Origin of the sequence: Brevibacillus sp. SIMBA_040 (assembly GCF_046535075.1) — a bacterium.
Lineage (GTDB): Bacteria > Bacillota > Bacilli > Brevibacillales > Brevibacillaceae > Brevibacillus.
The window spans coordinates 1-233 of sequence record NZ_JAWRXI010000426.1; the positions used below are offsets into that span (position 1 = coordinate 1).

Consider the following 233-nt stretch of genomic DNA (forward strand, 5'->3'; position numbering starts at 1 on the left):
CGGTGAAGGAGAGTCCTGATAATTGGTCTCTTCGGTGAAAAAGCACAAGGCCGGTTCTATGAACGTATAAAAGCTTTCCTCACTCGGGAAATCACCTGCATTTCCAGGAATGCCTGCCCAATAGAGAGTGGCCGTATCAGTGGTATTGTGGTGGGGTTTACACTCCATTAGTGCTAGCGCACTGCCAGTATCGTTTTTCAACTGTTTAAGTTCAGCAGGATTATCAGACCAGG

Annotated in this window: 1 protein-coding gene; it reads right to left on the reverse strand. The window is 47.2% G+C overall.

Annotated features, from left to right (window positions below; all coding sequences use genetic code 11):
• Window positions 1–233 (reverse strand): hypothetical protein (locus tag SB752_RS33315; RefSeq protein ID WP_486320418.1); only part of this gene is annotated, 233 nt, incomplete at both ends.